We start from the raw sequence: 22,623 nt of genomic DNA, 5'->3' as shown, positions 1-22,623 counted from the left end.
CCGCTAATTGTTGAAAACTATTCGCAACTAGCGCTAAAGCGAAGCAAAAGGCCATGATCAGACAACGCACCCTGAAGAACATCATTCGCGCCACCGGCGTCGGCTTGCATTCGGGAGAGAAGGTTTATCTCACCCTGAAACCGGCACCGGTGGATACCGGAATCGTGTTCTGTCGCACCGACCTCAACCCGCCTGTGGAGATTCCTGCGCGGGCCGAGAACGTTGGCGAAACCACCATGTCCACGACATTGGTCAACGGTGACGTCAAGGTCGACACAGTGGAGCATCTGCTGTCGGCAATGGCTGGCCTGGGGATCGACAACGCCTACGTCGAACTCTCAGCGTCGGAAGTGCCGATCATGGATGGTAGCGCTGGACCTTTCGTATTCCTGATTCAATCCGCCGGCCTGCAGGAGCAGGACGCCCACAAGAAGTTCATCCGCATCAAGCGTGAAGTGACAGTCGAGGAAGGTGACAAGCGCGCTACTTTCCTGCCTTTCGACGGCTTCAAGGTGAGTTTCGAGATTGATTTCGACCATCCGGTTTTCAAGGGCCGTACCCAGACTGCCAGTGTGGATTTCTCGAGCACTTCCTTCGTCAAGGAAGTCAGCCGTGCACGTACCTTCGGGTTCATGCGCGACATCGAGTTCCTGCGCTCGCACAACCTGGCGCTTGGCGGCAGCGTTGAGAACGCAATCGTGGTGGACGAAACCAGTGTGCTCAACGAAGACGGCCTGCGTTACGAGGACGAATTCGTGAAGCACAAGATTCTCGATGCCATTGGTGATCTGTACTTGCTGGGCACCAGTCTGATCGGCGAATTCCGCGGCTATAAATCCGGCCACGCGTTGAACAACCGTTTGCTGCGCACCCTGATGGAACAAAAGGATGCGTGGGAACTGGTGACCTTCGATGACCCGCAGACCGCACCGATCTCCTACATGCGTCCGGTGGCAGCCGGCTAAGCTGTACCTCTCTTCCTATATTCAAGGCCACCCTAGGGTGGCCTTTTTTTATGGTTCGCTGAACGCTGGTGGAAACGTCGTATCGACGGATTCAGCGAGGCGCCGCTAGCGCGTGCTGAGCTAGTTCATGTCGTCCAGCAAGCCAGCCAGGTCGTCGGCATGCTCTTCCTCCTGGGCGAGGATGTCCTCGAAGATGCGGCGGGTGGTCGGGTCCTTGTCGCCGATGTACTGGACGATTTCCCGATAACTGTCGATGGCGATGCGTTCGGCCACCAGGTTCTCGAAAACCATGTCGCGCAGGCCGTTGCCTTCGGCGTACTGCGCGTGGGCGCGCTCCGTCAGGCCGTCCGGGTTGAAGTCCGGTGCGCCACCCAGTTGTACGATGCGCTCGGCCAGCCGATCGGCGTGTTCCTGTTCCTCATTGGCATGCTCGAGAAACTCGTCCGCGGCGGCGCTGGATTTCAGCCCAGTGGCCATGTAGTAGTGGCGCTTGTAGCGCAGATAGCACACCAGTTCGGTCGCCAGCGCTTCGTTCAGCAGGTTGATCACGACTTCGCGATCGGCCGAGTAACTCTCGGTGACGGCGCCATTCTCGACATGTTGACGAGCCCGCTCGCGCAGGCTCTGTTTATCGCTCAATTGTACATAGCTCATCGCCATCTCCTGGTCTGGTTCACCGCGGACGCGGTGATTCACGGTTCCCAGTTTGAGAACAGGATGCTGGCGAAAAGTTTAGCGGTGGGGCTCGTCCGGCGGTGCGGGCGCCGGCTCAGGCTCACCCGGCTCATCAATCGGCACAGGGTCGCCTGGGTCCTCGCGCTTGGGATTGCCCTCTTTCGGAGCGGTTTGGTCAATCATCGGCATGCCCTCAGTCCTCAGCTCAGCGCCCGTAGCAGTTCGTTCTTGCGCATCTTCGAGCGGCCACGAATGTCCCGCTCGCGGGCCTTTTCCATGAGCTGGTCGCGGGTCATGTCGGCAAGCGCCGTGTTGGTCGACATCGAGCTTCGTGCCGAACCATTGTTTGGTGATTTGCCCTGGCGGGCATCGGCTGCGCGGTGGGCCGAGTCCTTGCGCTCAGCCCGCTTGGTGGTCTCGCTCTTGCTCCTGCCCGAGCCCCCTTTGTGTTCGCCGCCGCCGGATTGCTTGTTGACCGTCGCCCATGCGCGCGCTTCGGCCTCGTCCTCAGGGACGCCACGCTTCTCGTAGCTTTCCTCAATGTGCTCGGCCTTGCGTTGCTGCTTGTCGGTGTACTTGGTTTTTTCTCCACGAGGCATGCTGGTCTCCTTCAAGGGAGCGTTGAATGCACAGACCCGAAGCGCGCTCGCGCCTGTGCCCGGTGGTCAGCGATGCAGTTTGCGCTGGTTTTCCTCAAGCTGATCGCAGGTCAGGAAGCCCTGGCCGTCCACGCGGCCGGAACCATCGAAACTGACGTAATAAGGTTGCTGATGGCCATCGCGATTGAGGATGTAATCGTGGCAGATGCCAGGCACTACAGTGCGAGCTGCGGCCTTCGAGGGCTCGCCACCGATGGCCAGTACCTGCTCCTGAGACATGCCGGTCTCCACATCGCGTACCAGTGGCTCGTCACGGAAGGTGATGCGGTCTACCGGGTTCTGCACATTGCCGGAACAGCCGGCGAGCAGCACGACAGGGGCGAAGATGTAGATGGCGCGCTTGATCATGGGAGTGCCTCGTTGCGTATGGACGTTACCTTTATGGCCATACGGCGTCCGGCAAGGTTCAACGGATCAGCGGGCGACGGTATCAACGGTCATCAGGGGTGACGCGCCAGACCACGTTGCCGACATCGTCGGCCACCAGCACGGCCCCGGTCTTGTCCACCGCGACGCCTACCGGGCGACCCATTGCCTCTCCTGCCTCGTTGACGAAGCCGGTCAGCACATCCTCTGCCTGCCCAGCCGGCATGCCGTTGCGGAACGGTATGAAAACCACCTTATAGCCACTGCGCGGCTTGCGGTTCCAGGAGCCGTGCTGACCAACGAACGCGCCGTGGCGGTAGTGCTGCGGCAGCAGCGTGCCTTCGTAGAAGGCCAGGCCGAGCGAGGCAGTATGCGCGCCCAGTGCATAGTCCGGGACAATGGCACGCTCGACCAGATCCGGCCGCAGGGGCTGCACGCGCTCGTCGATGTGCTGGCCGAAGTAGCTGTAGGGCCACCCGTAGAATCCGCCGTCCTTCACCGAGGTCATGTAGTCCGGCACCAGGTCGCTGCCGATCTCGTCGCGCTCGTTGACGGTGGTCCATAGCGCTCCGCTGTCCGGTTGCCAGGCTAGGCCATTGGGGTTGCGCAGGCCTGAAGCGAACAGACGCATGCTCCTGGCTTGCGGATCCACCTCGAGAATCGCTGCGCGGTTCTCTTCGGCCTGCATGCCGTTCTCCGCCACGTTGCTGTTGGAGCCGCTGGTGACATAGAGGCGGCTGCCGTCCTGGCTGGCAATGACGTTCTTGGTCCAGTGGTGATTGATCGGCCCAGCGGGTAGGTCCACGACCTTCTCGCCGTTCGCAGTGATACGGGTGGTGCCGGGCGTATAGGGAAAGCGCAGCAGCGCGTCCGTGTTGGCGACGTAGAAGTGGTTGCCTACCAACGCCATACCGAACGGGGAGTTAAGGTTTTCCAGAAACACCGTGCGCTGTTCCGCCACGCCATCGCCGTCACGATCGCGCAGCAGTGTGATGCGGTTGGCGCTGGGGCCTCCGGAGCCAGCGCGGGCCATGATCTTGCTGGCAATCCAGCCGCGCAGTCCCTGGCTCTGTTGCTTCGGCGGTGCGTCCGATTCCGCCACCAGCACATCGCCATTGGGCAGCACATGGAGCCAGCGGGGATGGTCCAGGTCACGGGCGAATGCCGCCACGCGCAGACCGGCCGCCGCCTGCGGTTTGCCATCTTGCGGCCAGCCTTTGGCGGGGGCGATGTGCACCGTGGGCAGGACTGTCTTGTTCGGCTCTGGCAGCGCCGGTTTCGGGCCGTATCCGGATTCCACCGGAAGCTTGGCCGTTTCGCTGCAACCTGCCAGAGCAGCCAGAACGGCGCCGGTCAGAAGAATACGGAAGTTGGACATGGCGAAATCCTTGGGCAGTGGAGTGCCGTTCGTTAGCGCGGCTGGTCCGGGTGGCGACGCTTGCGCGCGGCACGCAGGGCAGTATGCCGCTCCAGCCGTGGCATCAAAGCAAAGATCGCCAGCGCCAACAGCGTGCTCATTACGGCCGTTGCTTCATGCCCGAGGCCGACGGCGACACCGATCGCGGCCGTAAGCCAGATGCCCGCGGCGGTGGTCAGGCCCTTGACGTCTTCCGCGGAGTCGCCCTTGAGGATAGTCCCGGCTCCGAGAAAGCCAATACCGGTAACCAGGCCCTGAATCACCCGGGAAATGTCCTCGAGGCTCATGCCCGCCTGCACCGGCACCAGTACGAACAACGCTGCACCAAGCGCGACCAGCATATGGGTGCGCAAGCCAGCGGCCTTGCGTCGGCGCTCGCGTTCATAGCCGAGCAGGCCGCCGAGAATCGACGCGATCAGCAGACGGCTACTGACGCGGGTCGCGTCCTCCAGGTCGGTGATGTCGGAGAACTCCGACGCGATGGTGTAGGAGATGCTCGCCCACCACTCCATGTCCTTCTCCAAGCCAGGCTGGTTCTGATTTGGATACGCGAGGCGGCGGGGGGTTCGCTAATCGGTGACCTGGAAACGCAGCATGCCGATCATCTGGCCTGCTTCGGTAACGACACGTACTCGCCAGCGGCCCGATGATTGTTCCGGGAAGTTGCGCTTGTGGGTCCATGCGCGATAACCGGCTTCGCGTCCGCCGCTGATCTCCAGGGCGATACGGTCGACGCGCCGGCCGTTGTGGGTCCACTCGTGGAAGATGCGCTCCTTCAGGCCGCGCGGTGCGTTGATGGCGGCATAGGCGTAGAGGCCATTTGCGTGCAGTTCTGCGCTGGTGATTTCGCGCAGTCCCTTACCGGGTTTGCGTTGCCGATCATCGAGGCTCATGGTCACGGCGACATCGGTCAGCCACAGGGTTGCCGGGGGCACCCAGGTCCGTCCCAGCCAACCTGCGGCACCCAGCGCCACCGCCAGCAACAGGATGCCGGGCCACGTGCGCCAGTTCGAGCGGGGAAACAGTCCGCTGAGGCTCGGCAGGGCCAGCAATACTGCGACGCCCAGCGCCAGCTGATAACTCTGCGGGGTGGACAGATGAAGGATGATCGGCAACGCGGTCAGCAGGACGGCGAACAGCGTCAGCGCGTGGAATCCCAGATAGACCCAGCGCCGCGGTGCCAGCCATTTGTAGTACAGCGGATCGATCAGCGAAACGAGCGCGGCGGCGCCAAGCAGGCCGGTGAACAGGGCTTGCCCACTGTTCCAGGTGGTGGTGATGGCAAAGAACGGAATGATGAAGAACAGGCTTTCCTGATGCACCATCTGGGTTGCATAGCGCAGCAGCGGTCTTGGCACCTGCCAGCCGAACCAGCTCTGCAGGCTGCGCCGCAGGCTCGATTCCAGTACCAGCCAGAGCCAGCTCACCAGCATCACCAGGGCGACCACCTTGGCCAGGCCGGCGTGGCGTTCCACCAGAACGAAACTCGCCACCCCGGAAACGAAGCCGAACAGCGCAACCGTACCCGGATAGCGCCGAATCAGGCGGCTAGCCAGGTCGAACAGGCGTGATAACAGCGGCTTGAGTTGCATGATGGTTCGGGTCCGGATACGGCGTGCTTATCAGAAGTATCGAGCACAGGCGGGCTGGTGCAAGCCCGCGGTCGAGACCCTTCGCTTGTCGAGGGCGGATGGTACAGCGGGCGCGCCCCGCTGGTGTGGCCAGGCGCCCCTATTTGGCGTATTTCGCAGGACGATCAGTCGCTCTCTTCGATCACCTGCTGTACCGCCTCGGGCTGCTCTGGCATCGCCGATGAGTGGTGACTGGTGATCAGCCACTGTCCGGCGTCGGCGAACCACTTGTAGGTAAAGGTATAACGCGCCGGCACCGTCTTGCCGTCGCCCAGCTTGAAGCTGTAGAGCCCGGTATCGAGCGCGCTGTTGCAGTCGATCATGATCATTCGCGAGACAATTTCGCCCTTCGGTTTCAGCGCCAGAAAGTGCTCGAAGTAGTCGAGCTTGGCTTCCGCCGTCTGCCGCGGCGTGTTGGACACGGTAGGCAGCAGCATCGAGTCAGGTGCGTAGTTTTCCACCACGCGTTTCGGGTCGCCTGATTGCACATCGTCGTTCCAGCGATCGAAAAGCGCGGCGACCTGCGCTTCGTTGGTGCCATGACAGGTCGGGTCGTCCGCCAGCGCAGCCAGCGGGGCGAGGGAAAGGAGCAGGGGGAGGGCGTATTTCATAGTGTCACTCGTAGCCGGTGGTCGATTGCGGATGTCTCCGCAGCGGTACTGCACAGCATGGATACGTCATGCAGACTTGTGACCGTCCGCTGCTGCGCTCATTCCCGCCAGCGGTCGATCAGGGCTGCAGCGCTGACTCGATGGCTTCCCGGACATCGCTATAGGAGCGCGCTGCATCCGCTGGCAGGCGGACCTGCGGTAACCCGATGGTCTCGCACAGTCGAGCCATGAATTCCTCATCGGTGTCAGGGTCGTGCAGGTTGATGACGCAGACCGGCTTCAGATCGGCCCTGTCGCACAGCACGAAATCGAAGCGCGTGGCCGCGATGCGGTTGGTGGCGCGGTACCAGTACGCCCGTCGGGCGATGGCGGTGACTTCCACAACGTCGGCGACGCTTACCTTGGGGAAGATCAGATAGCGCTCGCCGACCGTGCGTTGCAGCATTTCCAGCAGCTCGCGTTCCGCTGGCGAGAACAGTGGCGCCTTGAGGCGATAGGGATATTGCAGCGCGGGATGGTTGAGCTGCCGGTTCTTGACGAAGAAGACCAGCACGAAGATGACGAACGCCACCAGTGTCAGGGCCAGCCAGCTCATGGACGTCTGCCCTGATGCAGCGATTGAAGCCTTGTTGATGCACCCATGGTGTAAGCCTAGGAATTAGACGAGCGATGCTTTTGTTGAGTCCAGCGCGTTCGATTCGTTCGGCTACCTTATCCACTACAGCTGTGGGCCGAATTGTGGATAACCATTTAGCTGCTTGCTACAGCCCTAGCGGCACTAGCGATCGAGCCTATTGATCGAAAATTGTACGTTCGCAGGTTCAAGGCTTCTAAAACGTCGTATTGCCCGCACATGCGTAACACAACAGGTCGAAGCGAGCGCTTATCCACTTTTGCTGTGGATGCGCATGTGGATAACATGGGGAGGCAGAGCTGCGGCCCGCTTGATGCGTGGGCTACAGCTAGGAGGGTGAAATTTGATCAGCTGGATTCAGCCAGATCACAGCGGCGAATTTTTGGCCCAGCGACTATGAGTAGGCGGTTGCCAGGCATCCAGCAACTCTATGAGCGCCTGCGACTCGTCACTACGTTGCAACATCTCGCGGTGCTGGGAGCGGACGAATCCCTCTTCGACGAGGTGATCGAGGAAATGACTGAGCTTGCTGTAGAAGTGGTTGACGTCCAGCAACCCGAGCGGTTTGGGGTGATAGCCAAGCTGACCCCAGGTCCAGACCTCGAAAAGCTCCTCCAGCGTACCCAGCCCGCCAGGTAAAGCGATGAAGGCATCCGCGAGCTCTGCCATCCGCGCCTTGCGGGCGTGCATGCCGTCGACCACTTCCAGCCGAGTGAGGCCGGTGTGGCCGACCTCGGCATCTTTCAGGCTCTGCGGAATGATGCCGATCACCTCGCCGCCGGCAGCCATGGTGGCGTCTGCCACGACCCCCATCAGGCCGACGGCGCCGCCGCCGTAGATCAGCCGGATGCCGTTGGCCGCGAGGGTGCGGCCGAGATCCTGGGCTGCTTGTTCATAGATGGGGTTCGAACCACGGCTGGCGCCGCAGAAAACGCAAATGGAACGCAAGGTCATCGTTAACTCCGCTCTTAGGGCTGGCGGAAGGGTACGCGGGCATGGACGAACGGCCAAGCGTGCTGGGCGATGTCAGCGGCCGTTCAATGCACCTCCGCTGGCGCACGCGTAATTGGCAAACAGGCTCTCGAGCAGATTGCGACTGGACATGGACGATCTCTCCGTCGGTTGATGCACTCATGCTAAGAACAGGGCGCTCCCGGCGCTCTTAGATTCTCGACATTGCCGTGATAGCACTTGCGCTATTTGCCGCTTCATTTATCCCCGATAGTTGTGTGCGGTTCTGTGGATAACCTTGGGAAGGTCTGCTCCAGGCGAAGCGGCGCGGGACTTCCAGCAGTATGTGCGTTTTTTGCTCAGTCCCGCTTGATGCGACCACAGACCGCATAACAGAAGGCCTCGCACGTTCATAGGCAATGTGTGCGGTGCCGTTTCACAATGGTAGTGATCGCCTCAGTTATCCACGATGGCTGTGGATAACGCTGTGAGTTGTTTGGGCAAATACGCCGCCGGGCCAGTGATGGCACGGCTGTCGGCGGTATGAATAAAAAACGTCCAGAACATTGGCGTCGGAGCAGCCCATCCTCGACTCTTATGCACTGGCATTCATTTCCGGGCGGTTGGTTGTCGGGTCCCGGCGCCTGATCGACACTCGGCGCTCCTGAATTCATCCAAGACCGCTGAGGGAGTACGCATGACTGATGCCATCCGCTTCGAAGACAAGGTAGTGATCGTGACCGGAGCCGGCGGCGGGCTCGGGCGGGCGCACGCGTTGCTGTTCGCCCGCCACGGTGCGAAGGTCGTGGTTAACGATCTGGGCGGCAGCACTCAGGGCGATGGAGCCAACAGCTCCGCCGCCGACCGAGTGGTGGAGGAAATTCGCCAGGCGGGCGGTACCGCTGTCGCCAATCATGATTCAGTAACCGATGGCGATCGCATCGTGCAGCAGGCCCTCGATTCCTTCGGCCGCATCGATGTGGTGGTGAACAACGCCGGCATCCTGCGCGACAAGACCTTCCACAAGATGGAAGACGCCGACTGGGATCTGGTCTATCGGGTGCATGTCGAGGGCGCCTACAAGGTCACCCGTGCCGCCTGGCCGCACATGCGCGAACAGAACTACGGGAGGGTGATCTTCACAGCTTCGACCTCTGGCATCTATGGCAACTTCGGGCAGTCGAACTACGGCATGGCCAAGCTCGGTCTGTACGGCCTGACCCGCACGCTGGCGCTGGAAGGGCGCAAGAACAACGTGCTGGTCAACGCCATCGCGCCCACCGGCGGTACGCGGATGACCGAGGGGCTGATTCCGCCGCAGGTGTTCGAGCAGCTCAAACCCGAACTGGTGAGTCCGCTGGTGGTGTATCTGGCTAGCGAGCAGTGCCAGGAAACCTCCGGCCTGTTCGAGGTGGGTGGCGGCTGGATGGGCAAGGTGCGCTGGGAGCGCAGTCTCGGCGTCGGTTTCGATCCGAAGGCCGGTTTCGATGCCGAGGATGTCGCCGCGCAGTGGCAGCAGATCTGTAATTTCGAGAACGCGGCGCACCCGGCTGACAACATGGAAGCGTTGAAGGAGATGATGGCCAACCTGCAACAATACGCAGGCTGACCTATGGCTTGCGCTGCCGGGCAATCCGGGAGCGCATTCAGACGGGGGCCTCGCCCGGCTCCGGGCGCAACAGGCGTAGTGCTTTCTCGCGGGCCTGACTCAGGTTGCGCACATACAGCAGATGCCCCTGCAGGCGGTGAATGCCGGCGCGGCGCAATTTCAGGCGGACGCGCGCATTGCTGCCGCTCAGGATCAGCGTGACCCCCAGTCGGCGGTAATCCACCAGCACGTTTTCCAGCGATGCCAGCGCGGTCATGTCCAGCATCGGCACTGCGCTGATGTCGACGATCACCACCTTCACCTCGGGATTGAAGCGCCGCAGGGCGCCCAGCGCCTTTTCCGCCGCGCCGAAGAACAGCGGCCCACGGATCGCGTAGGTCGCCACGTGCTCGGGCATGTCCTGGAGGATGCGCCGTTGCTCGCGCGAGAGAGTGGTGGTGTCGGTCAGCTCGCTCATGCGCTTTATGAACAGCCCGGCTGCCAGCAGCAGCCCGACCCCGACGGCCAGCACCATGTCGAATAGCACGGTGAGTGTCAGGCAGGTCAGCAGCACCAGCACATCGCTGCGCGGTGCAATGCGCAATACGTGCAGCACGTGCGGCGCTTCGCTCATGTTCCACGCCACCATCACCAGCAAGGCTGCAAGGGCTGCCATCGGCAGATAGCTGAACAGCGGCGCCAGCCAGAGCACTGCGACCAGCACCACACCCGCATGAATCATTGCTGCCAGCGGCGAGAACGCCCCGGCCCGGACATTCGTGGCGCTGCGGGCGATCGCTGCGGTCGCGGTGATGCCGCCGAACAGCGGGGCGACCAGATTGCCCAGCCCCTGGCCGATCAGCTCGCCGTTGGGCTCGTGGTTGCTGCCGGTCATGCCGTCGGCGACCACGGCGCAAAGCAGCGACTCGATGGCGCCGAGCATGGCGATGGCAAACGCCGGCGCGAGCAATTCGCGGAACAGCTCGTAACTCAGCTGCAGCGGCTGGCCATCCGGACCGGGTAGCAGCCAGGGCCAGGCGAAATCTGGGAGAAACGGTGGAATACCCGGATGGGTGATGCCGTCCAGGGTGTAGCTGAACCGCTCGCCAAGGGTCGCCACGGACAATCCGGACGATTCCAGCAGCAAACCTGCCAGCGCACCGACGGTCAGTGCCACTAGGTGCCCGGGTACTTTCGGTACCCAGCGCGGCCAGATGATCAGCACCGCGAGGCAGATCGCCGCCACCAGCGCGTCACCGAGCCGGGCGCCCGGCAGCGAGCGCAGCAGCAGGCTGACCTGCTCGACGTAGTGCTGTGGCTGTTCGGTCAGCGTCAGGCCGAACAGGTCCTTGATCTGCAGGGTGGCGATGACGATGCCGATGCCCGCGGTGAATCCGAGGGTGACAGGGTAGGGGATGAATGCGATCAGGCGTCCAGCGCGCAGCAGGCCCAGTGCGATCAGGATCAGACCGGCGAGCATGGTGCACAGCAGCAGGCCGCCAAGGCCGAACTGCTGGGTGATCGGCAACAGGATCACCACGAAAGCCGCTGTCGGCCCGGAGACATTGAAGCGCGATCCCCCGGTCAGCGCGATCAGTGGCGCGGCGATCAGTACGGTGTAGAGGCCGTGCTGTGGCGCCACGCCAACGGCGATCGCCAGGGCCATGGCCAGCGGGATGGCGATGATGCCGACCGTCAGTCCGGCGCTGATATCGCCGCGCAGCGCGCGGGCACCGTAGCCTAGACGCAGGACCTGGTGCCAGGCGGCAAACAGTGGGGGAAGCTTCATGCCTGGGACGCTCCTTGTAGGCGAAGGCGCCATTATAGGCGCGGGCAGCTCTTGTTCTTTGTGCTGAAAGATCGCCCGGTATACCGAGGCGGCGATGTACGACCTTGGTCGCAAGCCGGCCTGGCGCGTTGAGTGCGTCGCCTGCGAGGAGTAAACTGCCGCCCCCGTGAGACCCCGTGGACCGGAGGCGGCATGCGTAAAGACAAGAAGCAGGTGATTGGCGACGAGATCGCGGATGAGTCGATCAAGCTGTTTCTTCAGCCTGAACCGGCTGACGATACCCCCCCTTCGCTGCACAAGCTGATCAAGGCCTATCGCGGCCTGCGCATTGATGATTTCGAGCGCTTTCTCGGCTTCTTCGTGGCCGCCGGCTATGACCTCGATGCCCGGGATAGCAAAGGGCAGAGCTTTATCGATCTGGTCGCCAAGCAGCGTCAGGCAAGGCCCTATATCGAACTGATCGAGGCTATGCGCGGCTGAACTGAGGGCCGCCGTTTCGTATCGAATGCATCGGCACAGTCCGCTGCCAGCGGCGAAGGTTGCGGCTGGCTTCGGCAACATGATTCGCAATCGTTTTTCCTCGCAGCGTCCACCGTCGAGCACTGGGTCAGGCCCGCTCCGGATGGATCGCAGCGAGAGGAAGGAGGCCAAAAGCCGCCCTTCCGACAGCTGGCAGGCAGCCTCTGGCTTCCTGTTCTCGGGCACATGTTCCCGAGCAGCGGTCCAGGCACATGCTCCGTTCCTGACCGTCTGGCTGGTGGGTTTTACGGGGCCGCGTACTGCGGTCTCGACAGTTTAATGCTGTGATTCTGGAGAACGCGTTGATGACGCAACACGATAGCGAAGCAGTGGATATGGTGCTGGTGGGAGCCGGCATCATGAGTGCGACCCTCGCGGTACTGCTCAAGGAACTCGATCCCAATATCAAGCTGGAAATCGTCGAGCTGCAGGAATCCGGGGCCATCGAAAGCTCCAACCCGTGGAACAATGCCGGTACCGGTCACGCCGGGCTCTGCGAGCTGAACTACACGCCCGACAGCAAAGATGGCGCAATCGACATCAAGAAGGCCGTGCTGATCAACACCCAGTTCGAGGTCTCCAAGCAGTTCTGGGCCTACCTCGCTGAACGTGAAGGTTTCGGTTCCCCGCGTGATTTCATCAATGCTGTTCCGCATCTGAGCTTCGTGCGCGGCAGCAAGAACATCGACTATCTCAAGCGTCGCTTCGATGCGCTGAAGACCCATCACGCCTTCGCTGACATGGAGTACAGCGAGGATCGCGCGACTCTGGCCGAGTGGATGCCGCTGATGATGCCGGGCCGCGCCGCCGACGAGCCTATCGCTGCAACTCGCGCCATGAACGGTACCGACGTCAATTTCGGTGCGGTGACCAGCCAACTGCTCGGCTATCTGTCGCGCAGTGCTGGGGTCAAGGTGTCCTACAACCAGAAGGTCACCGGTCTCGACCGTACAGCCAGCGGCTGGAAAGTCGACATCAAGAACACTCGCACCGGCGAATCGCGCCAGGTGCAATCCGGCTTCGTCTTCCTCGGCGCCGGTGGCGCTGCGCTGCCGCTGCTGCAGATGTCCGGTATCGACGAAGGCAAGGGCTTCGGCGGCTTCCCGGTCAGCGGTCAGTGGCTGCGCTGCGACAATCCGGAGATCGTCAAGCAGCACCAGGCCAAGGTCTACAGCCTGGCAGCAGTCGGCGCGCCGCCGATGTCCGTACCGCACCTGGACACCCGTGTCGTCGACGGCAAGAAGTCCCTGCTGTTCGGGCCCTACGCCGGCTTCACCACCAAGTTCCTCAAGCGCGGTTCGTTCATGGACCTGCCGCTGTCGATTCGGCCGAGCAACATCGGCCCGATGATGGCCGTGGCACGCGACAACATGGACCTGACCCGCTACCTGATCAAGGAAGTGATGCAGTCCATGGAGGACCGCCTGGAAACCCTGCGTGGTTTCTATCCCGAGGCCAAGGCCGAGGACTGGCGTCTGGAGATCGCCGGCCAGCGCGTGCAGATCATCAAGAAGGACCCGAAGAAGGGTGGCATCCTGCAGTTCGGCACCGAACTGGTCGCGGCGAAAGACGGCACCATCGCCGCGCTGCTCGGCGCTTCGCCGGGCGCTTCGGTGACCGTCTCGATCATGCTCGACCTGCTCGAGCGCTGCTTCCCCGAGCAGTACCGTTCGCAGGCCTGGTCCAGCAAGCTGCAGGAAATGTTCCCGGCTCGCGAAACCACGCTGCAGAACGACGCAGCAGCCTACCGCGAAATCAGCGAAATGGCCGACAAGCGCCTGGGCCTGGAGTACTGACCAGCAGGCCAGTCCCGGCTCGAACGAAAAGCCCCGTACGAACCTACGGGGCTTTTTTGTGCCCTGAACAAAGCGCCTGTTGCCGCTCAGGCCGCGCGTTCGCAGTCGGTGGGAAGATGCCGGCCAATCCAGCTCAGACGCGCTTCCTCGACCTCCACCCAGTTCGCGCCATCGGGCCGGCCGGCACTGCTCAGCAGCATGCGGCAGCGACCCTGTTCGTCGAGCAGGGCGAAATGACGGGGCTTGCGGCGGCGCAGCAGCGAAAGGATCTGGCGCATGGGTTTCACTCCTGGCGAAGAGATGCTCCCTTATCGCAGGGCTCTATGACAGCCGCGTGAAATGAACGGCGCAGCACTGCCATCGGTCTGAATCGCATCACTGTCGGCGCGTCGTACCGCTGGGTATACTGCGCCGCACTCGTCGCCCCTAACCTGGAGAAAACAGCATGCTGCAACGCCTGTTGTTCGGTTTTGTCACCGTTCTTGGAATGAGTCTCGTAGGCTGTGCCCACAGCCCCCAGCAGCTCGATCCGAACCCCAAACTCAATGGCACCATCAATCCTGTCGGCCAGGGCCAGCCGGTCGTCGTGCGCGTGGTCGATGCGCGCCCCTCGCCGACCCTTGGCACCCGCGGCGGCCTTTACCCGGAAACCAGCGCGGTGATCGTGCCAAGTGCCAAGGTCATACCCAAGCTGCAGGCCCAGACCGAAGCGGCGGTGCGCCTGCTCGGCTTCACCCCGTCGCCCAACGCCTACAACGCGCCGCAGCTGACCCTGACCCTCGCGGAGCTGAAGTACCAGTCGCCGAAAGAAGGGCTGTACGTGACCGAGGCCAATATTGGCGCGACGCTGAAGATCGAAGTGCAGAACGCCGGTAAACGCTACAACGGCCGCTATGGTGCCTCGCTGAACCAGCGTTTCGGCATGGCGCCTAACGAGCAGACCAACACCAAGCTGGTCACCGATGTGTTGAGCGATGCGCTGACCCGCGTCTTCCGCGACGACAACATCGGTCGCCTGCTAGCCGAGTAAGTCGCCAGCGATACGCACGACTCGCCGGTCCTGCCGATCCGAAACCCTGCCATGGCCCAGCCTGGCAGGGTTTCTTCGTTTTCACGGGGCGGAAAACGAAAACGCCCCACGATCAGCGGGGCGTCGAGTGCAGCCAGTCGAATCAGCGAACGCCGGAGTTGCGCAGGGCAGCCGGGGTGTACTGGTTGGAGTTGGCCTTGTAGTTGTAGGTGTAGGGGTTCTTCTCTTCGTTCTTCATGCCCATGACCAGGTAGCGGCCAGAGATGAGGTCGTACAGGGTCTCCATCGAGTACAGCGGAACCTGCACGTTGTAGAAGTACAGACTGTGCGCCTCGGCTACGCGCCACAGCTGGTTGCGGCCGTCGTAATGGTCGATCACCGCAGCTTGCCAGGTGTCTTCGTCGATGAAGAAGTGGCGCTTGGCATAGATGTGGCGCTCACCCGACTTCAGCGTGGCTTCCACTTCCCATACGCGGTGCAGCTCGTAGCGGGTCAGATCCTGATTGATATGGCCGGCCTTGACGATGTCTTCGTACTTCAGCTCGGGCGAATCCAGGCGGTAGGAGTTGTAGGGGATGTACACCTCTTTCTTGCCGATCAGCTTCCAGTCGTAGCGGTCCGGCGCACCGTTGAACATGTCCAGGTTGTCGGATGTGCGCAGGCCGTCGGCTGCAGTGCCCGGGCCGTCATAGGCGACCTGCGGTGCGCGGCGTACACGGCGCTGGCCGGCGTTGTAGATCCACGCCATGCGCGGTTCCTTCACCTGGTCGAGGGTCTCGTGTACCAGCAGCACGTTGCCGGCCAGGCGGGACGGCTCGGTTACCTGCTGCTTGAAGTAGAACAGCACGTTGCCATGCTTCTCGGGGTTGTAGTCGGTCAGGGTGTCGGTGTAGACCACCTCGTCGACGAACTTCACCAGGCTGAAGCTGCCGTTCACCTGTGGCGTGGCCTGGGCGATCACTCGCCGCGCCGAGCCGCCGCGGTAGCGGGTGATGTGGTTCCAGGCGACTTCCAGGCCGTCCTTGGGAATCGGGAAGGCGACGGCCTTCTCGAAGTTCTCCAGGCCGTTGCCGCCGCGGACCATGTTGGTCTGCGTGGCATTGCGCGTGGCGGCGTCATAGACATGCTGGGGCATGGCCGCGCTGCGGCGTGTCTCGTAGACCGGCAGGCGGTAGCTGTCCGGATAGCGCTTGAGCATGGCGATCTGCCCAGGCGTCAGGTTGTCCTTGTACTGCTCGTAGTTCTGCGCCGTGATGGTGAACTTCGGCTTGTCGCTGGCGTAAGGGTCGCCGACGAAACCGTCTGGCGTCACCGCCGCAGCGTCCTGAGCCAGTCCTCCGGTCCAGGCCGGAATGGTACCTGCAGCGTTGCCGGACTTCTCCGCGCCGATCGGCGTCAGTTCGTTGCCGAGGCGGGCCGCCTCGGTTTCGGACACCGCAGCCATGACGTTACTGGCCAGCAGTGAAAGCGTGAGCGCTCCGGTTGTGAACATTGTTATTTTCATTATCTCGTCCTGTCATTTCTGAATAGCTGATTCCCCGTGGCGCTCGCTGCTGCTGCGCCATGTGATTCGGCCTGAAGAGCTGTGCCTGCAGCGCCTGGGTTGCGGATAACCGCTCGATGGAAAGGGATGCTTGTCCATCGACCGTTAGCGCATTTGGCTGCCGCCCCCGCACAGGCTCTATTTCGCCGTTTCGAGGTATGCCGAGGGTGACGGCGCGCCCGACCTTTAGTCAAGGCCGACCGGTGAAGAGCGCGTCATAAGCTGGCCTGATAATGGTGCGGGGCTGACATCGCTCCGTCGGGGAATTCGGAATCCTGGCGGGCGTCTGGATACACTACGCGGCTGCCTGGGCGACTTCGAAGAGAGGAAAATCTGGATGGTGTTACATGCGCAGTCGGGGCTGGTGATCGCCCCAGCATTGCTTCTTAACGGGCTGGCGCTGCTGTGCGCGCTGTGCGGCGGCTGGTTGCTACTGGCGACGCAGTGGCGAGAGACACGCGCCCTGCGGCGGCCGCTGGTCGCTTCCGCACTGGAAACTGCGTCGACGAGCGATGGCGCGACTCAGCGGGTCAATCAGCTGTTCAACAGGGTAGGCGGGGCTGGACTGCTGCTCGGCCTGGGGCTGTCGATGGCCTCACGGCTGCTCTGAACGTGTTTTCGATTCGCTGAAGGGCCCGCGGATCAGGTACTGCGGGCCTTTCGGGTTCAGGGTTCCAGACCGGCGTTGAGCCGGAACTGATTGCGCACCGGCATGGCGTACTGCTGAATCAGATAGGGCTGCTGCACGCTCGGGCAGGCGGCCAGACGCTTGCTCCATTCGGCTTCGGCGCGCTCCACTTCCTCGCGACTGAACAGCTCGGCGGCGCTGGGCACCTGGATATCCGGATCACGGTCATCCCAGAGGCGGTACGCGAGGTAGTGCACTGGGAACAGCCGATAGCTGCCCAGAATCTGCCGATCCAGCGCCAGGGCCATCTGCTTGGAATCTTCGGGTGCGCGCTCCATGGGTGTGCCGAAGGCGATGTGCACGCGTCCCTTGTAGCCGGTGATGCCCAGCGCAATGCTCGCGTCGTCCTCGCCCGGTGCCTTGGTATAGGTGCCGGTGGTGGCGCGGATGTATAGCTCGCGGGCCTTGGCCTGATCGCATGGGTCGTATTCATAGCTGATCGCCACCGGCACCGGGCGCAGTGCCGCCAGTGCGTCCGCGAACGCCTCGTCCTTGCGGCTCATGTGCAGCATCTTGAGGATCGCCGAATCGGTGCGGTCGTCCCCATCCTTCGCGCGCCCTTCGGCCTGGGCTATCCACACCGACTCGCCATCGTTGCGGATCGAATGGTTGATGTACGCCGACAGCACCTGGTAAGCCGCCAGCTTCTCGCGCCGCCCGCTGATGGAGCGGCGCACGATGAAGCTCTTGTTCAGACGCATCAGGTCGCTGACGAAGGGGCGCTGCAGCAGGTTGTCGCCGATGGCGATGCGCGGAGTGCGGATGCCGGCCTGATAGACCGCATAGTTGACGAACGCCGGGTCCATGACGATGTCGCGGTGGTTGGCCAGGAACAGATAGGCTCGTCCCTGCTGGAGCTGCTCCAGGCCGGAAAAGGTCACGCCGTCGGTAGCGCGCTCGATCGTGCGGTCGATGTAGGCTTCGATCTTGTGCTGCAGTGCGTCTACCGTGCGGATACTGGCGAACTGCTTGCGCAACCTCCGCGAAATGACTGGCTTGATCAGCCAGCCCATGCTGTCGGCCAGCCGCGGGAAACGAAAGTGCGCCAGAATGTCGAGAAACTCGCGATCGGCGAACAGGCGCGCCATGACCAGCGGTACTTCGGCGTCGGCGTAGGGTCGGATGGCTTCGAATTCGTCCATCATGCTCTCTGTAAAGGAAACGAGGAACGGGCCTGCAACGGATGGGCAGGCAATTTGCGGAACGGACCGGAGCCGGCTGGCTCATACTCATCGAGTAAACGGCCGTTTCGCCTCATGCCTGTGAAATCCTGCTTGCGGCCCAGGGTGCCCAATTGCGGGACACACTGAGTCGGTCTTCTAAAGGTTCGAATCAGCGACCTTTAAAGACGGCGATTATAGCGACAAGTCACGCGGAGGACTGATGCTGGAAACACAGCTCTTTCATTGCCCTTATTGCGGCGAGCCGGTCGAGGCCGTCCTCGATCTCAGCGCGGGCGATCAGCAGTACATCGAGGACTGCGCCGTGTGCTGCCGGCCGATCGTCTTCGATCTGCGTACGGACGGTGAACAGTGGCAGCTGGAAACCCGCGGGGAGGACGAATGATGCGGCGTATCTACGAGCCGCGCGATCTGCTGGAGGCGGAGATGCTCAGCGGCATGTTGATTGCCGAGGGCATCGAGGCATTCCTGGCGGGTAGTCATCTGATCGGCGCCATGGGCGAGCTGCCGGCGGCCGGGCTGCTCGGACTGATGGTTGCGGATGCGGATGCCGAGCGGGCACGTCAGCTGATCGCTGCGTACAATGGCGCCGAGCCGTTGCCGGGCGATGAACCGGAGAGTTACCCCGGCGAACTGATCTGCTGACGAGTCTTTTTATGTGCGGTCGCTATGCCCTTTTCCGCTGGAGCCAGGACTTCGCTGCCTTGCCCGGCTTCCCCTCTGATCAGCAACCGCACTGGAGCCTCGCGCCTGGCGCTTCGGTGCTGCTGCTGCGTCAGGTCGATGCGCAGTTGCAGCTCAGCCGCGTGCGCTGGGGGCTGACCCCGGCCTGGCTTACCGATCTGACGCGCACCCCTGCCCAGGCCCGGGCAGAAACCATCAGCGAACAGCCTATGTTCCGCGAGGCGTTTCGCCAGCGGCGCGGGTTGCTGCCGGCCAACGGCTTCTACGAATGGCGTGGCTCGGCGCGCAAGCGCCCGTACTGGATGACCAGCGAAGGCTCGCTCGGCTATTTCGCCGCACTCTGGGAAGCCTATCCGGTACAGGGTCATACGTATCTGAGCGCCGCCGTGGTGACGCTGCCCGCGGCTACGCTGCGTCGACCACTGATGCTTGATGAAGCCGGGCAGGCCGCCTGGCTCGATCCCGAAACACCGCTCGAGACTTTGCAGGCGCTGCTGGCCCAGCCTCAGCCAGCCTTGCGTGAGCGGCCACTGGCAACCGTGGTGAATGACCCGCGTATCGACGGGCCGGAGTGCCTCACGCCGGCGTGAACCGGCGCGGCTGCGTCGTCGTCACACCCTGAACTGGTTGATCAGGCGACGCTGCTGTTCGGCCAGGCGCGTCAACCCGGCACTGGCCTGGCTGGCTTCCTCGGCGCCACCGGCAACTTCCTGCGCGACCTGACCGATGTTGGTGACGTTGCGGTTGATGTCTTCGGCCACCGCGCTCTGCTCCTCGGCGGCACTGGCGATCTGGTTGTTCATGTCGTTAATCAGCGAGACCGCCTGGGTGATCGCCTGCAGCGCCTCGGCCGCCGCATCCGCCTGCTCGACGCTGCGCTGGGTGCGGCTCTGGCTCTGCTCCATCACCTGCACCACATCCCGCGTGCCGTTCTGCAGCTGCTGGATCATCTGCTGGATCTCGCCGGTCGCCTGCTGCGTCTTCTGCGCCAGGTTGCGGACCTCGTCGGCCACGACGGCGAAGCCGCGTCCCTGCTCGCCGGCGCGGGCCGCCTCGATTGCCGCGTTGAGGGCGAGCAGGTTGGTTTGCTCGGCAATGCTGCGAATGGTCACCAAGATCGCGTCGATGTTCTCGCTGTCGCGGGCCAGGGTCTGCACCACCTCCACCGCGCGGCCGATCTCGTCGGCCAGTTCGGTGATGGTCGAGCCGGTGTCCTGCACGATGTGCCGGCCCTGATTGGCCGCGCGATCGGCATTGTTGGCGGCTTCGGCGGCCTGGGTCGCGTTGCGCGCCACGTCCTGGGCGGTGGCTGTCATTTCGTGCACGGCAGTGGCCACCAATTCGATTTCCGCCAGCTGGGTCTGCACGCCCTTGTCGGTGCGGATGGCGATGTCGGCGGTGTGCTCGGAGGCATCGCTCACTTTCTGCACCGAGCTGACGACCTCGCCGATCATGCCCTGCAGGCGCGCGAGGAAGGCGTTGAAACCGGCGGCGATCTGGCCTAGCTCGTTGCTACTGTCGATGTTCAGGCGCTGGGTCAGGTCGCCTTCGCCCTGGCCGATGTTGTCCAGCATGACCACCATTTCGCGCAGCGGGCGGGTGATGCGGCGGCTGATCAGCCAGATCGCCAGCAGACCGGCAAGGCCGATCAGCACACCGATGACGAGCATGGTGGCAAGGCTGCTGCGGCTTTCGTCGGCGAGGGCGACCATCAACTGGTCCAGCTCCTTCATCACCTCGGCGGTCGGCAGCTCCAGCATCAGCACCCAGCGGGCTTCGGTGCCGGCAAAGGAAAACGGCAGGAACAGCGCGACGCGGCCACGGGCCTGATCGATTCGATAGTGGGTCTGACCGGCCGGCAACTGCTTGACCAGTGCCTGCTCCTCGGCGTCGAGTATCTGTGCGGCGGGCTTGCCGATAAGGCTGGTGTCGCGGCTGTAGGCGGCAAGGCGGCCGTTGTTGGAGATCAGCGCGATCTGGCCGACGCCACCGTAGAGCTGGGCGTTGGCCTCGCTCAGCAGCTGTTGGATGAAGTCGACGCTGATGTCCGCGCCGACGATACCGTGGAACTTGCCCTCGATTATGATCGGCGCATTGAACGACGACAGCAGCGACGTCTTGCCATTCATCTCGTAGGGTGCTGGATCGCCTACGCAGGGCTTGAGCTGCTCGCGCGGGCAGAGGTAGTACTCGCCGGCGCGCACGCCGGTTTCCAGCAGGCGGGTGTCCTCGATGTCGGTGAGCTTGTCGACCACCATCTGGCCGCTGGCGTCGCGGTAGATCCAGCTGGCGAAGCGGCCGTCGACCATGCCCGGGGCGTCGCCGCGGTACATGACGTCGTTGACGTCCACGCCGTTGGGCTCCCAGGCGATGTAGGTGCTGGTCAGATTGGGGTTCTCGAGCAGGGTCTGTCGCGCCAGATTGATCAGCTCTTCGCGCGTCAGGTTGGCCATCGGCATCCCTTCGTCATCGCTGAGGCCGGTCAGGGTGTGTACTCGAGCGAGGCCGGTGGCGATCTGCAGGGGGGCCTGGAGTTGTGCCTGGATGCGACTGACCTGGGTCTGGGCGAGGGCAGTGACGCGCTGCTCGACCATGCCGTCGATCAGCGAACGGGTCCGCTCCTCGACCAGCGCCTGGCTGCGCATTCCGGAAACCATCGCGTACAGCAGAAGTGCGGCGATCACGGCCAGGGTGCAGGCGCCGGCCAATGCGGCGAAGGCGGTCTGGATGGATCTGAACATGTGCGGAACTCCAATTGCGCAGCGGATAAGGAGGCTATCGGCAGGTTTTGCGACAACTGCAGCGGTACGTTCGGTTGCCTGACAGGTGGGTCCGCGATAGGGGCTGTTCCCGTTTCGTACGCGGCCGCGCCGCCCGACCCTGCGGGTTGCGCGGCAAATGGCGCCATGCGGCGTTGCGGGACTTGGCAAGGGAACCACCATTACCTGCGTCCCGCACCTGCGGAACGCCGCCCGGCCATGGCGCCATTTGGCGCAGCAACGTGGCTTGCGACGAAACGGGAACAGACCCTAGGATACGGCGCAGGTTTTCCGGAGAGACTCGATGTTCAAGCCGCATAGATTGTCGCTGTTGGTCGCCGCTGCCGTGCTGGCGGGCTGTCAGGCCGTCAACACCACCAGCGGCGGCGCCGTAGGCGTCGACCGCAAGCAGTACATGTTCAGCATGCTGTCGACCGAGCAGGTCAACCAGATGTACGCCCAGTCTTATCAAGAGACGCTCAGTGCGGCGTCAAGCAAGGGTGTGCTGGAGAAAAACAGCGCAATCACCAAGCGGGTCAACGGTATTGCCCAGCGGCTGATCGCCAAGGTCGGAGTATTCCGTCCCGATGCCACGCAATGGGACTGGCAGGTCAACGTCATCGACAGCCCGGAGCTTAACGCCAACTGCGGCCCGGGCGGCAAGATCATCTTCTACACCGGCCTGATCGAGAAGCTGAAGCTCACCGACGACGAGATCGCGGCCGTGATGGGCCACGAGATCGCCCACGCATTGCGCGAGCACGGCCGCGAAGCCATGTCCAAGGCCTATGGCGTGCAGATGGCGACGCAGCTGGGGTCGGCCATGGGCGTCGGTACCGGCGGCCTGCAGCTGGCGAACATGGGTGTGGAATATCTGATGACGCTGCCCAACAGTCGCGGCAACGAGAACGAAGCGGATCTGATCGGCCTGGAACTCGCGGCGCGCGCGGGCTACAACCCGAATGCAGCGATCACGCTGTGGGAGAAGATGGCTTCGGCCGGTGGTTCGGCACCGCCCGAGTTCATGAGCACGCACCCGTCGTCCACCACCCGCACCGCGGCGTTGAAGACGAATATTCCTAAAGTGATGCCGCTCTACGAGCAGGCCCGCAGCGGCCGTTGAGCGATGACCTGTCG

Annotated in this window: 24 protein-coding genes; 10 read left to right on the top strand and 14 right to left on the bottom strand. The window is 62.9% G+C overall.

Annotation, left to right across the window (positions count from 1 at the left end; translation table 11 throughout):
* Window positions 1–53 precede the first annotated feature (53 nt).
* On the top strand, window positions 54–965 hold the full coding sequence (gene lpxC / locus LLJ08_RS15730; protein WP_003302766.1) for a UDP-3-O-acyl-N-acetylglucosamine deacetylase: 912 nt from the start codon (window positions 54–56) through the stop codon (window positions 963–965).
* A gap of 120 nt (window positions 966–1,085) precedes the next feature.
* On the opposite strand, the gene LLJ08_RS15725 is transcribed toward lpxC, so the two are convergent.
* From LLJ08_RS15725 to LLJ08_RS15685, 9 genes are all read right to left on the bottom strand, one after another.
* Window positions 1,086–1,619, bottom strand: a complete 534-nt coding sequence (locus tag LLJ08_RS15725) for a ferritin-like domain-containing protein (RefSeq protein ID WP_228207438.1) — start codon at window positions 1,617–1,619, stop codon at window positions 1,086–1,088.
* 221 nt (window positions 1,620–1,840) lie between these two features.
* The gene (locus tag LLJ08_RS15720) at window positions 1,841–2,239 is read right to left on the bottom strand and encodes a Rho termination factor N-terminal domain-containing protein (RefSeq protein ID WP_228207437.1); all 399 of its coding nucleotides are present in this window, start codon (window positions 2,237–2,239) and stop codon (window positions 1,841–1,843) included.
* A 66-nt stretch (window positions 2,240–2,305) separates the two neighbouring features.
* Complete coding sequence (osmE, locus tag LLJ08_RS15715; protein WP_042928487.1) at window positions 2,306–2,647, bottom strand: osmotically-inducible lipoprotein OsmE; 342 nt, start codon at window positions 2,645–2,647, stop codon at window positions 2,306–2,308.
* 82 nt (window positions 2,648–2,729) lie between these two features.
* On the bottom strand, window positions 2,730–4,043 hold the full coding sequence (locus tag LLJ08_RS15710; protein ID WP_228207436.1) for a PQQ-dependent sugar dehydrogenase: 1,314 nt from the start codon (window positions 4,041–4,043) through the stop codon (window positions 2,730–2,732).
* Between the two features lie 32 nt (window positions 4,044–4,075).
* Window positions 4,076–4,594: an MgtC/SapB family protein gene (locus LLJ08_RS15705; protein WP_014821328.1), complete on the bottom strand. Its 519-nt coding sequence runs from the start codon at window positions 4,592–4,594 to the stop codon at window positions 4,076–4,078.
* A 57-nt stretch (window positions 4,595–4,651) separates the two neighbouring features.
* Window positions 4,652–5,674, bottom strand: a complete 1,023-nt coding sequence (locus LLJ08_RS15700; RefSeq protein WP_228207435.1) for a DUF5924 family protein — start codon at window positions 5,672–5,674, stop codon at window positions 4,652–4,654.
* Window positions 5,675–5,838: 164 nt separating this feature from the next.
* Window positions 5,839–6,324, bottom strand: a complete 486-nt coding sequence (locus LLJ08_RS15695; protein WP_046617982.1) for an SgcJ/EcaC family oxidoreductase — start codon at window positions 6,322–6,324, stop codon at window positions 5,839–5,841.
* A 118-nt stretch (window positions 6,325–6,442) separates the two neighbouring features.
* A complete protein-coding gene (locus tag LLJ08_RS15690) occupies window positions 6,443–6,919 on the bottom strand; it encodes a DUF2726 domain-containing protein (protein WP_228207434.1) in 477 nt (158 codons plus the stop codon).
* A gap of 405 nt (window positions 6,920–7,324) precedes the next feature.
* Window positions 7,325–7,912 carry an LOG family protein gene (locus LLJ08_RS15685; RefSeq protein WP_041014805.1) on the bottom strand — a complete coding sequence of 196 codons (588 nt, stop codon included), beginning with the start codon at window positions 7,910–7,912 and terminating at the stop codon, window positions 7,325–7,327.
* Between the two features lie 694 nt (window positions 7,913–8,606).
* On the opposite strand from LLJ08_RS15685, the gene LLJ08_RS15680 reads away from it, so the two are divergent.
* Window positions 8,607–9,518 (top strand): SDR family oxidoreductase, encoded by a 912-nt coding sequence (locus LLJ08_RS15680; protein ID WP_228207433.1) that lies wholly within the window; start codon window positions 8,607–8,609, stop codon window positions 9,516–9,518.
* Window positions 9,519–9,555: 37 nt separating this feature from the next.
* Here the strand turns inward: LLJ08_RS15680 and dauA are convergent, their stop codons facing one another.
* A complete protein-coding gene (gene dauA / locus LLJ08_RS15675) occupies window positions 9,556–11,286 on the bottom strand; it encodes a C4-dicarboxylic acid transporter DauA (protein ID WP_228207432.1) in 1,731 nt (576 codons plus the stop codon).
* Window positions 11,287–11,478: 192 nt separating this feature from the next.
* Here dauA and LLJ08_RS15670 point away from each other — a divergent pair, with 192 nt between their 5' ends.
* On the top strand, window positions 11,479–11,766 hold the full coding sequence (locus LLJ08_RS15670; RefSeq protein ID WP_042928495.1) for a PA4642 family protein: 288 nt from the start codon (window positions 11,479–11,481) through the stop codon (window positions 11,764–11,766).
* 344 nt (window positions 11,767–12,110) lie between these two features.
* Complete coding sequence (mqo, locus tag LLJ08_RS15665) at window positions 12,111–13,601, top strand: malate dehydrogenase (quinone) (protein WP_256445874.1); 1,491 nt, start codon at window positions 12,111–12,113, stop codon at window positions 13,599–13,601.
* Between the two features lie 86 nt (window positions 13,602–13,687).
* On the opposite strand, the gene LLJ08_RS15660 is transcribed toward mqo, so the two are convergent.
* Window positions 13,688–13,879, bottom strand: coding sequence for a hypothetical protein (locus LLJ08_RS15660; protein WP_023444170.1), 192 nt, complete (start codon window positions 13,877–13,879; stop codon window positions 13,688–13,690).
* A 167-nt stretch (window positions 13,880–14,046) separates the two neighbouring features.
* On the opposite strand from LLJ08_RS15660, the gene LLJ08_RS15655 reads away from it, so the two are divergent.
* Window positions 14,047–14,631 carry a YajG family lipoprotein gene (locus LLJ08_RS15655; RefSeq protein ID WP_014821319.1) on the top strand — a complete coding sequence of 195 codons (585 nt, stop codon included), beginning with the start codon at window positions 14,047–14,049 and terminating at the stop codon, window positions 14,629–14,631.
* A 142-nt stretch (window positions 14,632–14,773) separates the two neighbouring features.
* Here the strand turns inward: LLJ08_RS15655 and LLJ08_RS15650 are convergent, their stop codons facing one another.
* Entirely contained in the window at window positions 14,774–16,123 is a 1,350-nt protein-coding gene (locus LLJ08_RS15650; protein ID WP_041014802.1) for a DUF1329 domain-containing protein, read from the bottom strand.
* A 388-nt stretch (window positions 16,124–16,511) separates the two neighbouring features.
* Between LLJ08_RS15650 and LLJ08_RS15645 the strand changes: the two genes are divergently transcribed.
* Window positions 16,512–16,784, top strand: coding sequence for a hypothetical protein (locus LLJ08_RS15645; protein WP_090519216.1), 273 nt, complete (start codon window positions 16,512–16,514; stop codon window positions 16,782–16,784).
* A gap of 56 nt (window positions 16,785–16,840) precedes the next feature.
* Here the strand turns inward: LLJ08_RS15645 and LLJ08_RS15640 are convergent, their stop codons facing one another.
* Complete coding sequence (locus tag LLJ08_RS15640) at window positions 16,841–18,007, bottom strand: 1-acyl-sn-glycerol-3-phosphate acyltransferase (RefSeq protein ID WP_228207430.1); 1,167 nt, start codon at window positions 18,005–18,007, stop codon at window positions 16,841–16,843.
* 238 nt (window positions 18,008–18,245) lie between these two features.
* Between LLJ08_RS15640 and LLJ08_RS15635 the strand changes: the two genes are divergently transcribed.
* Genes LLJ08_RS15635 through LLJ08_RS15625 form a run of 3 tightly spaced genes read left to right on the top strand, consistent with a single transcriptional unit; the run spans window position 18,246 to window position 19,317 of the window.
* Window positions 18,246–18,428, top strand: coding sequence for a CPXCG motif-containing cysteine-rich protein (locus LLJ08_RS15635; protein ID WP_003302744.1), 183 nt, complete (start codon window positions 18,246–18,248; stop codon window positions 18,426–18,428).
* The gene (locus tag LLJ08_RS15630) at window positions 18,428–18,688 is read left to right on the top strand and encodes a putative signal transducing protein (RefSeq protein ID WP_014821315.1); all 261 of its coding nucleotides are present in this window, start codon (window positions 18,428–18,430) and stop codon (window positions 18,686–18,688) included. Before LLJ08_RS15635 ends, LLJ08_RS15630 begins: the two co-directional genes overlap by 1 nt.
* 11 nt (window positions 18,689–18,699) lie before the next feature.
* On the top strand, window positions 18,700–19,317 hold the full coding sequence (locus LLJ08_RS15625) for an SOS response-associated peptidase (protein ID WP_101274386.1): 618 nt from the start codon (window positions 18,700–18,702) through the stop codon (window positions 19,315–19,317).
* A gap of 21 nt (window positions 19,318–19,338) precedes the next feature.
* On the opposite strand, the gene LLJ08_RS15620 is transcribed toward LLJ08_RS15625, so the two are convergent.
* A complete protein-coding gene (locus LLJ08_RS15620) occupies window positions 19,339–21,468 on the bottom strand; it encodes a methyl-accepting chemotaxis protein (RefSeq protein ID WP_228207429.1) in 2,130 nt (709 codons plus the stop codon).
* Window positions 21,469–21,790: 322 nt separating this feature from the next.
* Between LLJ08_RS15620 and LLJ08_RS15615 the strand changes: the two genes are divergently transcribed.
* Entirely contained in the window at window positions 21,791–22,609 is an 819-nt protein-coding gene (locus LLJ08_RS15615) for a M48 family metallopeptidase (RefSeq protein ID WP_104098474.1), read from the top strand.
* The last annotated feature ends 14 nt before the right edge of the window (window positions 22,610–22,623 follow it).

The sequence above is a fragment of the Stutzerimonas chloritidismutans genome (assembly GCF_020783375.1).
In the GTDB taxonomy this organism is placed as follows: Bacteria; Pseudomonadota; Gammaproteobacteria; order Pseudomonadales; family Pseudomonadaceae; genus Stutzerimonas; species Stutzerimonas kunmingensis.
The sequence above is the reverse complement of the archived record's forward strand: the minus strand, read 5'-3'. Positions and strand labels throughout refer to the sequence as shown.

Bases quoted from the DNA above. Each gene is read 5' to 3' on its own strand.
- LLJ08_RS15680 (WP_228207433.1), top strand. From the start codon at position 8,607: ATGACTGATGCCATCCGCTTCGAAGACAAGGTAGTGATCGTGACCGGA.
- LLJ08_RS15630 (WP_014821315.1), top strand. From the start codon at position 18,428: ATGCGGCGTATCTACGAGCCGCGCGATCTGCTGGAGGCGGAGATGCTC.
- LLJ08_RS15645 (WP_090519216.1), top strand. From the start codon at position 16,512: ATGGTGTTACATGCGCAGTCGGGGCTGGTGATCGCCCCAGCATTGCTT.
- LLJ08_RS15720 (WP_228207437.1), bottom strand. From the start codon at position 2,239: ATGCCTCGTGGAGAAAAAACCAAGTACACCGACAAGCAGCAACGCAAG.
- mqo (WP_256445874.1), top strand. From the start codon at position 12,111: ATGACGCAACACGATAGCGAAGCAGTGGATATGGTGCTGGTGGGAGCC.
- LLJ08_RS15640 (WP_228207430.1), bottom strand. From the start codon at position 18,007: ATGATGGACGAATTCGAAGCCATCCGACCCTACGCCGACGCCGAAGTA.
- LLJ08_RS15695 (WP_046617982.1), bottom strand. From the start codon at position 6,324: ATGAAATACGCCCTCCCCCTGCTCCTTTCCCTCGCCCCGCTGGCTGCG.
- dauA (WP_228207432.1), bottom strand. From the start codon at position 11,286: ATGAAGCTTCCCCCACTGTTTGCCGCCTGGCACCAGGTCCTGCGTCTA.
- LLJ08_RS15710 (WP_228207436.1), bottom strand. From the start codon at position 4,043: ATGTCCAACTTCCGTATTCTTCTGACCGGCGCCGTTCTGGCTGCTCTG.
- LLJ08_RS15685 (WP_041014805.1), bottom strand. From the start codon at position 7,912: ATGACCTTGCGTTCCATTTGCGTTTTCTGCGGCGCCAGCCGTGGTTCG.
- LLJ08_RS15725 (WP_228207438.1), bottom strand. From the start codon at position 1,619: ATGAGCTATGTACAATTGAGCGATAAACAGAGCCTGCGCGAGCGGGCT.
- LLJ08_RS15625 (WP_101274386.1), top strand. From the start codon at position 18,700: ATGTGCGGTCGCTATGCCCTTTTCCGCTGGAGCCAGGACTTCGCTGCC.
- LLJ08_RS15635 (WP_003302744.1), top strand. From the start codon at position 18,246: ATGCTGGAAACACAGCTCTTTCATTGCCCTTATTGCGGCGAGCCGGTC.
- LLJ08_RS15700 (WP_228207435.1), bottom strand. From the start codon at position 5,674: ATGCAACTCAAGCCGCTGTTATCACGCCTGTTCGACCTGGCTAGCCGC.
- lpxC (WP_003302766.1), top strand. From the start codon at position 54: ATGATCAGACAACGCACCCTGAAGAACATCATTCGCGCCACCGGCGTC.
- LLJ08_RS15655 (WP_014821319.1), top strand. From the start codon at position 14,047: ATGCTGCAACGCCTGTTGTTCGGTTTTGTCACCGTTCTTGGAATGAGT.
- LLJ08_RS15615 (WP_104098474.1), top strand. From the start codon at position 21,791: ATGTTCAAGCCGCATAGATTGTCGCTGTTGGTCGCCGCTGCCGTGCTG.
- LLJ08_RS15670 (WP_042928495.1), top strand. From the start codon at position 11,479: ATGCGTAAAGACAAGAAGCAGGTGATTGGCGACGAGATCGCGGATGAG.
- LLJ08_RS15705 (WP_014821328.1), bottom strand. From the start codon at position 4,594: ATGGAGTGGTGGGCGAGCATCTCCTACACCATCGCGTCGGAGTTCTCC.
- LLJ08_RS15620 (WP_228207429.1), bottom strand. From the start codon at position 21,468: ATGTTCAGATCCATCCAGACCGCCTTCGCCGCATTGGCCGGCGCCTGC.
- osmE (WP_042928487.1), bottom strand. From the start codon at position 2,647: ATGATCAAGCGCGCCATCTACATCTTCGCCCCTGTCGTGCTGCTCGCC.
- LLJ08_RS15660 (WP_023444170.1), bottom strand. From the start codon at position 13,879: ATGCGCCAGATCCTTTCGCTGCTGCGCCGCCGCAAGCCCCGTCATTTC.
- LLJ08_RS15650 (WP_041014802.1), bottom strand. From the start codon at position 16,123: ATGTTCACAACCGGAGCGCTCACGCTTTCACTGCTGGCCAGTAACGTC.
- LLJ08_RS15690 (WP_228207434.1), bottom strand. From the start codon at position 6,919: ATGAGCTGGCTGGCCCTGACACTGGTGGCGTTCGTCATCTTCGTGCTG.